Raw genomic sequence first — 1,186 nt, forward strand, 5'->3', positions numbered from 1 at the left:
AAAATAGAATGCGAACTTTTTGATGAAGCCCAAGAAGACACAGCTGGAAACGTTGCAAACACCACACCAGACAAGGACGATACCCTTGATCCAAACGCTCCACAAAACGCATGCGACGAAGGCGAAGGCGTTATCCATATGGATGAAGAGGATAGATAAACAAAGCTATTTTATGATGATAAAAAGAAATACTATTTTTATTTTACTATTCCTAAAAATACAGCTAAACAGCGTTCAATTTCTACCATTTTATCTGCATGAATGGAGCCGAAAGCTGGACTAACTTTTTCACATCTTACCGTCATAATCTTATCAATCATGACTTGCGAAGGTTTTTGCAAACCATTTTTAGCGGTTGGCTGAATCGTAATGCGGAGTAATGGCGCATCAACAAGTGTGCTAGTAATGGGTAAAACCGTTACACTTGTATGCTCACTGAATTGATTAGCTTGAATGATTAACGCAGGTCTTGGTTTACCAAAATCGCCTTGCATAGCTATTGTGACGAGAGATCCACGCATTATTCTGTCCAGCCATCAACATCCATTAAAGATTGATCCATCAACAACTGCATAGATGTATCTGTTTTATCCATTTTTGCGACTAAGCGACATTGGCGTCGGCACTCTTCTGCAAAGTTCGGTTGGCGAATATCTGGTACCCAAATTTGCATTAAACGCAAACCTGCTTTTCTTTGTGCGTTGCGATGTTTTTGAACGCGTTCATTGACGTGCATTGTAGCCATAACAAAATCTCCATTATGTTTCATGTAACGTATAACACAGAAAAAAGTTACATGAAACGAGATTTTTAATAAAAGGCAATAATTGCAATTTTAAATATTCACTCATCCCCGCCTTGTGTGGGGCTTTTTTATGGAGCAACACATGCGAAAAATATCATCAGAAGGACTAGCACTTATCAAACAATGGGAAGGTTTGCGTTTAAACGCCTATAAAGATGCCATTGGGGTGTGGACAATAGGTTATGGACATACAAACAGTGCTGGAAAGCCTTTTATTTACGAAGGCATGGCAATCACTGAAAAGCAAGCAGAAGAACTTCTTTGCCAAGACTTAAGACAATTTGAAAATGCTGTTGAACGCGCTGTTACAGTTTCATTAACGGATGAACAATTCGCGGCGTTAGTGTCCTTTTGCTATAATGTAGGAACAGGAGCCTTTTG

At 39.3% G+C, this 1,186-nt stretch carries 3 protein-coding genes and 1 pseudogene; 2 read left to right on the forward strand and 2 right to left on the reverse strand.

From position 1 onward, the window contains the following. Window positions 1–159, forward strand: a pseudogene (locus tag ACFIJZ_RS09795) (late control protein); the annotation flags it as partial. Between the two features lie 38 nt (window positions 160–197). On the opposite strand, the gene ACFIJZ_RS09800 reads toward ACFIJZ_RS09795, so the two are convergent. Continuing rightward, window positions 198–521, reverse strand: coding sequence for a type II toxin-antitoxin system PemK/MazF family toxin (locus tag ACFIJZ_RS09800; RefSeq protein WP_273791686.1), 324 nt, complete (start codon window positions 519–521; stop codon window positions 198–200). Then, entirely contained in the window at window positions 521–745 is a 225-nt protein-coding gene (locus tag ACFIJZ_RS09805; protein WP_273791685.1) for an antitoxin MazE family protein, read from the reverse strand. Before ACFIJZ_RS09805 ends, ACFIJZ_RS09800 begins: the two co-directional genes overlap by 1 nt. Window positions 746–887: 142 nt before the next feature. On the opposite strand from ACFIJZ_RS09805, the gene ACFIJZ_RS09810 reads away from it, so the two are divergent. Further along, a partial coding sequence (locus ACFIJZ_RS09810) for a lysozyme (RefSeq protein WP_375631972.1) occupies window positions 888–1,186 on the forward strand: 299 nt, incomplete at its 3' end.

The sequence above is a fragment of the Bartonella sp. CL70QHWL genome, assembly GCF_042194855.1.
Taxonomy (GTDB): Bacteria; Pseudomonadota; Alphaproteobacteria; order Rhizobiales; family Rhizobiaceae; genus Bartonella.

Bases quoted from the DNA above. Each gene is read 5' to 3' on its own strand.
- ACFIJZ_RS09800 (WP_273791686.1), bottom strand. From the start codon at position 521: ATGCGTGGATCTCTCGTCACAATAGCTATGCAAGGCGATTTTGGTAAA.
- ACFIJZ_RS09805 (WP_273791685.1), bottom strand. From the start codon at position 745: ATGGCTACAATGCACGTCAATGAACGCGTTCAAAAACATCGCAACGCA.